General features: G+C 35.7%; 3 protein-coding genes. 1 reads left to right on the top strand and 2 read right to left on the bottom strand.

The window, feature by feature from the left end; all coding sequences use genetic code 11:
- Nucleotides 1-208 precede the first annotated feature (208 nt).
- Nucleotides 209-1,639: a circularly permuted type 2 ATP-grasp protein gene (locus ACH2CJ_RS07785; protein WP_394991840.1), complete on the bottom strand. Its 1,431-nt coding sequence runs from the start codon at nt 1,637-1,639 to the stop codon at nt 209-211.
- A gap of 142 nt (nt 1,640-1,781) precedes the next feature.
- Between ACH2CJ_RS07785 and ACH2CJ_RS07780 the strand changes: the two genes are divergently transcribed.
- The gene (locus tag ACH2CJ_RS07780) at nt 1,782-3,356 is read left to right on the top strand and encodes a DUF5723 family protein (protein WP_394991838.1); all 1,575 of its coding nucleotides are present in this window, start codon (nt 1,782-1,784) and stop codon (nt 3,354-3,356) included.
- Between the two features lie 71 nt (nt 3,357-3,427).
- Here the strand turns inward: ACH2CJ_RS07780 and ACH2CJ_RS07775 are convergent, their stop codons facing one another.
- Nucleotides 3,428-6,070, bottom strand: coding sequence for a glucosidase (locus ACH2CJ_RS07775; RefSeq protein WP_394991836.1), 2,643 nt, complete (start codon nt 6,068-6,070; stop codon nt 3,428-3,430).
- Nucleotides 6,071-6,385: the final 315 nt, after the last annotated feature.

The raw sequence follows: 6,385 nt of genomic DNA, 5'->3' as shown, positions 1-6,385 counted from the left end.
ACTTCTTGCGAAAGTGTTTTATGATTGAAAAATAGTAGATTTTCAAGCGAAAATTGAGGAAATTTTGAAAGCATAGCACCGCTACGGTTGAAAAATTTGCTTAATTTTTAGCCGAAAAGATGGTGTTTTTCGACTTAAGATACTTTCGCAAGAAGTCTAATAGACAAAAGTACAAAAAAACTCATAACTCATAACTCATAATTCATAACTATTTTAACACCCAAGTATCTTTACTACCACCACCTTGAGAGGAATTTACTACAAGTGAGCCTTTTTTCAAGGCAACTCTTGTAAGTCCGCCGGGAGTTACATGAATACCATTACCATATAAAATATAGGGACGCAAATCTACATGGCGACCTTCAAGCCCGTCTTCAACTAAGCAAGGGCTTCGTGAAAGTGAAATAGTTGGCTGTGCAATATAGTTTCTCGGATTTGCTTGTATTAATTGTCTGAACTTATCATGCTCGGCTTTATCGGCTTTGGGTCCAATCAACATTCCATATCCACCTGCTTCGTTGGCTTCTTTTACTACCAATTTTTCAATATTTTCTAAAACATATTTCATCGAATCTGGCTCGCTACATAAATATGTATCAACATTTGGAATAAGTGCTTCTTCACCTAAATAATATTTAATGATACGAGGAACATAAGCATAAACAACTTTATCATCAGCTACGCCTGTCCCTGGTGCATTTGCTAAGCCAATATTTCCCTTTTTATACACATCAAATAAACCAGGAATTCCGATTAACGAATGAGGGTTAAATGTGAGTGGGTCGAGAAAAGTATCATCAATTCTACGATAAAGTACGTCAACTGTTTTAAAACCTGTGGTCGTACGCATTTTTAAATAATCTCCAACAACAACCAAATCTCGATAATCAACCAATTCTACTCCCATTTGTTGAGCCAAATAAGAATGCTCGAAATAAGCAGAATTATAAATACCTGGAGTCAAAACCGCCACAGTTGGGTCGGGGCGACCAGAAATGTAACGTAAAACTTCTAATAATTTTGCAGGATATTCTGAAATCGAACGAACATTTGATTGAGACAATACATCCGGAAAGGTCTGTTTTGATAATTCACGATTTTCGAGCATATATGATACGCCCGACGGACAGCGAAGGTTATCTTCTAAAACTGTAAAAACCCCTTTGTCATCTCTAATTAAGTCAGTGCCTGTTATATGAATCCAAACTTTTTTTGGTGGTGTAAGTCCAATACATTCTGGTAAAAAACCTTTACTTGATTCAATTATTTCACGAGGGATTATGCCATCTTTGATGATTTTCTGCTCATTATAAATATCTTGTAGAAATAGATTCAAGGCAGTAATTCTTTGAACTAAACCTTTTTCTAAATTGTCCCATTCAGACGAGCTAATTACCCTTGGGATAATATCAACAGGAATTATTCGCTCCGTGCCTCCTTCTTCTGAGTAAACATTAAAAGTGATTCCTGCTGAAACCATTGAGCGTTCGGCAGCTTTTTGCTTTTTAGCAAGGTCTGAGAACGGGAGATTTTCAATTTTATTTTTCAAATACTGATTTCCTACTCGAGGAGTACCCTTAGCGGTAACCATTTCATCAAAAAACTTCTCAGTTTTATAGTTTTCAAAGTTATAATTCATACATTTTCTTTGGTCATAGTGTAAATGAAGTTCCAAAATATTATTATTCTGTCGAAAATCAAAGGCATTTAGTTATAAATATTTAATTTTGTGGTTCATTACCAATGCATTATACACAACTCATTATATTTTATTCTTAAAAATGAGATTATTTGTCTGTCTTTTTTTATTAACCTATTGTTCGTATTCTCAGCAATGGCTTGGTATTTCATCAAGTAATTATGCGGGAACGTACAATATTTATTCAAATCCTGCCAATATTGCTGACTCACGCTATAAGTTTTTTATGAATATTGCGGGAGTAAATGCCGAAATGATTAATAATTATGCTGCTTGGGCGGCACCCTATTCATTTATTGGACTAACTACTAATAATGTTGCAGACAAATATCGAGCAACAAATGGCTTGCCAGCGTACAAAAATTCTTATACACAAGAAGCAATTGGTAAACTAAATTCAGTTGCTTTTGTTGGTGCTGATGTGCGAGGTCCGTCGTTGATTTATACTTTTGAAAAATCAAAGTTTGCTATTGGGCTTACATCAAGAATTCGGGTACTTACGAACTTAAATAATACTACATCTGATGTGGCTCATGTGATGGTAAGTGGCACAGTTTTACCAGATTTATATGGAAAAGCCCAAAATGACAATCATTTTACGATGAATTTGAATGGTTATACTGAAATGGGTTTAACTTTTGGCGTAGTGATTCGGGAACAAGACCAAGATTTTTTTAAAGTTGGATTGACGATAAAAAGAGTAAATGGTTTGTTGAATATTCATTATTTGGCTGAGGATATCGATTTTACAATTGATAAAAATGCACAACTTCCCAAAAGGCAAGATGTTTTTTTTAAGAATGCTCAAGGTGTCTTTGGTTTGACAAATGGAGATGCCTTAAAAGATTTTCAATTTACGCCACAATGGCTTTTTGGAAACTTGGCAGCAGGCACTGGATATGGGTTTGATGTAGGTGCAGTGTATGAGTTTCGACCTAATTTTGATAAATACGATATAAAACTCAATGGGAAATGGCGAACTGATGGTTCAAAAAACAAATATCAGTACCGCATAGGCGTTTCTTTAGTAGATATTGGGAGGCTCAGCTTTAATAATGACAAGTATGTGAACGAAACAAATATTGCTGTAACAAATATTTTGATTCCGCCTGAAACTTTCAATAAAATAGATTCGCCAGATAGGCTTTATAATCAAATGAACAATGCTTTTGGACTTGCAGAAACCAATTACCAACATACTTTTAAATCGCCATTACCAATGGCTTTTTCAATAAATTTTGATTATAAATTATCAGAAAAAATCTATATTAATGCTGCTTGGGTTCAAAGTTTACGCAATCCTAAAACTATCGGAATGGTTCAACCTTCGTTGTTGGCGATTACTCCTCGATTTGAGTCAAAACAATTAGAATTGTCGCTTCCAATTGCTTTGATTAATGGCTACCGAAATTTTACCGTTGGTTTGATGGGTAGATTAGGTCCACTGTTTCTCGGTACTGATAATATTGGAGGTATTCTCAATATTGCTAATCCAAAAGGAATTAGTGGCTATTTCGGGCTGTTTTTACCTATTTATAGAAAACTTCCTGATGCTCCTAATGCTTGCTATATCGAACGAAAAAGAACGATAGGGCAAAAACTTAGAATACTCTTCCAAAAACGCCAACAACGTAAAAGATGGAAAAGAGTAAGATAATTAATGAATGTGTGAATAATACAATGAAAATAGACAAAACTCATTGCCTCATTCTATCATTCACACAAAAATTATTTTTCAGAAACGTATCCAATCAAATCTGCTACCAGTCCCGTCCAGCCACATTGATGAGCGGCTCCCATGCCACCACCTGTATCTCCATTGAAATATTCATAGAATAAATGTAGGTCTTTGAAATGTGGGTCGGCATCAAATTTTTCAATATTGCCCATGACGGGGCGTTTGTTTGCTTCATTTTGTTTGAAGATATTGATAAGCCTTTCTGCAACCAAAAGTGCCGCTTCTTTTATAGACATAATATTGCCCGAGTTAGTCGGATATTCTATCTCAAAGTCATCACCATAATAAGCATAAAACTTTAATAATGAGTCGATTAATAAGAAGTTTATAGGAAACCAAATGGGGCCACGCCAGTTTGAATTTCCACCCATGATACTCAAATCAGACTCAGCAGGCGTATAATCAACACTCATTGTTTCGCCATGGAGATTGAATTTGTAGGGGTGGTCTTTATGGAATTTTGATAGTGAACGAATGCCATAATCTGACAAAAACTCTGCTTCGTCAAACATTCTTTTTACTACCATTTTCATACGATGCCCACGCAAAAGAGACAAAAGATGCGTTTCGCCTTTGCCTGGCTCATTCCACCGAGAAATCAATGATGCCAAATCAGGTCTGTTATTTAATACCCATTCCAACCTACGTTTAAAATCTGGTAATTTCGATAACATTTCATCATCAATCACTTCAACGGCAAACAAAGGAATAAGTCCTACATAAGAGCGTATTTTCATGAAAATAGTTTCGCCATTGGGTGCGTGTAGTTTATCATAATAAAACTGGTCGGCTTCGTCCCAAAGTCCCTTGTCATTCCCTTTGATTGGTTTGTTGATGGCAGCCGCAATGTGCAGAAAATGCTCAAAAAACTTAGATGCCATGTCTTGATAAACAGGCTTTTCGAGCGAAATTTCACAAGCAATACGAAGCATATTGAGGGTGTACATTGCCATCCAGCCAGTGGCATCAGCTTGTTCGAGTTTAACCCCTGGAATCTGGGCATTTCGGTCAAAAACCCCAATATTATCTAAACCCAAAAACCCTCCACCAAAAATATTATTACCGTCTTCGTCTTTCTGATTTACCCACCAAGTAAAGTTAATAAGCAATTTATGAAATACCTTTTCCAAGAAAGCTAAATCACCTTTTCCATTGTTGGCATTTTTATCAATTTCATATACTTTCCAAGTTGCCCATGCGTGTACTGGTGGATTTACGTCTGAAAAATTCCATTCGTAAGCAGGAATTTGCCCATTGGGGTGCATATAATATTCACGCAAAACAACGGCCAACTGTCTTTTGGCAAAATCAGCATCAATTCGAGCCAAAGTGAGGGTATGAAAAGCCAAGTCCCAAGCTGCAAACCATGGATATTCCCATTTATCGGGCATCGAAAGAATATTTGCCATGTAGGCGTGTTTCCATGTACTATTTCTTGGAAAAGCCCTGCCTTTAAACTCAAATGGCATTTTTGGGTCACCATTAAGCCATTCGTTGATATTATAGTAGTAGAATTGCTTATTCCACATCATTCCCGCAAAGGCCTGACGTTGGATGGTTTTTAACTCTTTTGCTTTTATTGTTTTTTGAGAATCTTCATAAAACTCATCTGCTTCTTTTAATCTTAGGGCAAATATTTCGTCAAAATCTTCAAAAGGTTGGTGATTATGGGTATTTTGACTGAATCTCAGTCGGATAGTACAGCTTTCGCCTCCTGCAATTTTTTTTGTGTATTTTGCAGCTGCTTTTGTTCCAATTTTATTAGGATTCAGTACGTTTTGTTTGCCACCAACCACATAATTATTTATGCCATCTTTTACATACATTGCAGTATTGGGCTTACCAAAAACCCGCTCCATATTGGTTTCATTTTCGCAAAAGAGTAGTTCGTCTGCTTCTTCGACATAAAGTTTATATTTACCCAAAATTTGATGATTCACTTCGATTTGGCATTTGGCAATACCTGTCAACATGGGGCTTTTCTTGTAGGCATCGTAACCCCAAGACCAAGTGTTACGAAACCAAAGTGTAGGCAAAATAGTGAGTGGAGCCGCTTTTTTATGACGATTATGAGCAGTTATTTTTATCAGAATATCATTTTCGTCTGCTTTGGCATATTCAATAAAAATATCAAAATATTCATTATTGTCAAAAACGCCAGTTTCGTTAATTTCAAATTCAGGGTCTTTTCTATTACGTTTTTGATTTTCTTCAATAATTTGTTTGTAAGGAAACTCATTTTGAGGATATTTATAAAGCATTTTCATGTACGAATGTGTGGGGGTACTATCTAAATAATAGTATAATTCTTTCACATCTTCGCCATGATTTCCTTCTGAGCCAGCTAAACCGTAGAGGCGTTCTTTCAAGATTTTGTCACGGTGATTCCAAAACGAAAAAGCCAAGCAAATATGCTGTTTATTGTCCGAAATTCCGCCAATACCGTCTTCTCCCCAGCGATAGACACGAGAGCGAGCCATGTCATGCGGAATATAGTCCCAAGCATTGCCATAAACACTGTAATCTTCTCTAACAGTTCCCCATTGTCTTTCTGAAAGGTATGGGCCCCATTTTTTCCAACCTTTGTTGTCTTTTCTTTGGTTTAAGCGAATTTTCTCTTGTATTTCCGTCATGGCCTCAATTATTTAGTGTTGTGGTGTATGCAAAAATATAAAAAAAATAAAGGAGAAAAGGCTTATATACGAATCATTTATAATATTGACAGAAAAAAGAAGAAGTTTTTAAATATTTGATGTTTAATGCTCAATGCTTGGAATTTTTGAAGAGTTTCTGATGCATACTATTAAATCAAGAAGCCTTCCATTTATCTTGGAAGGCTTCTTGATTTTTTTACTTATGATAATCTATCGACTTATTTAATTCTGGTTTTCACTACACTTGCTGCTTTTATCTTTTCTTCAAGAGCAATTTTAGCATTTTCTATGTCT

Source organism: Emticicia sp. (genome assembly GCF_043780375.1).
In the GTDB taxonomy this organism is placed as follows: domain Bacteria; phylum Bacteroidota; class Bacteroidia; order Cytophagales; family Spirosomataceae; genus Emticicia.
The sequence above is the reverse complement of the archived record's forward strand: the minus strand, read 5'-3'. Positions and strand labels throughout refer to the sequence as shown.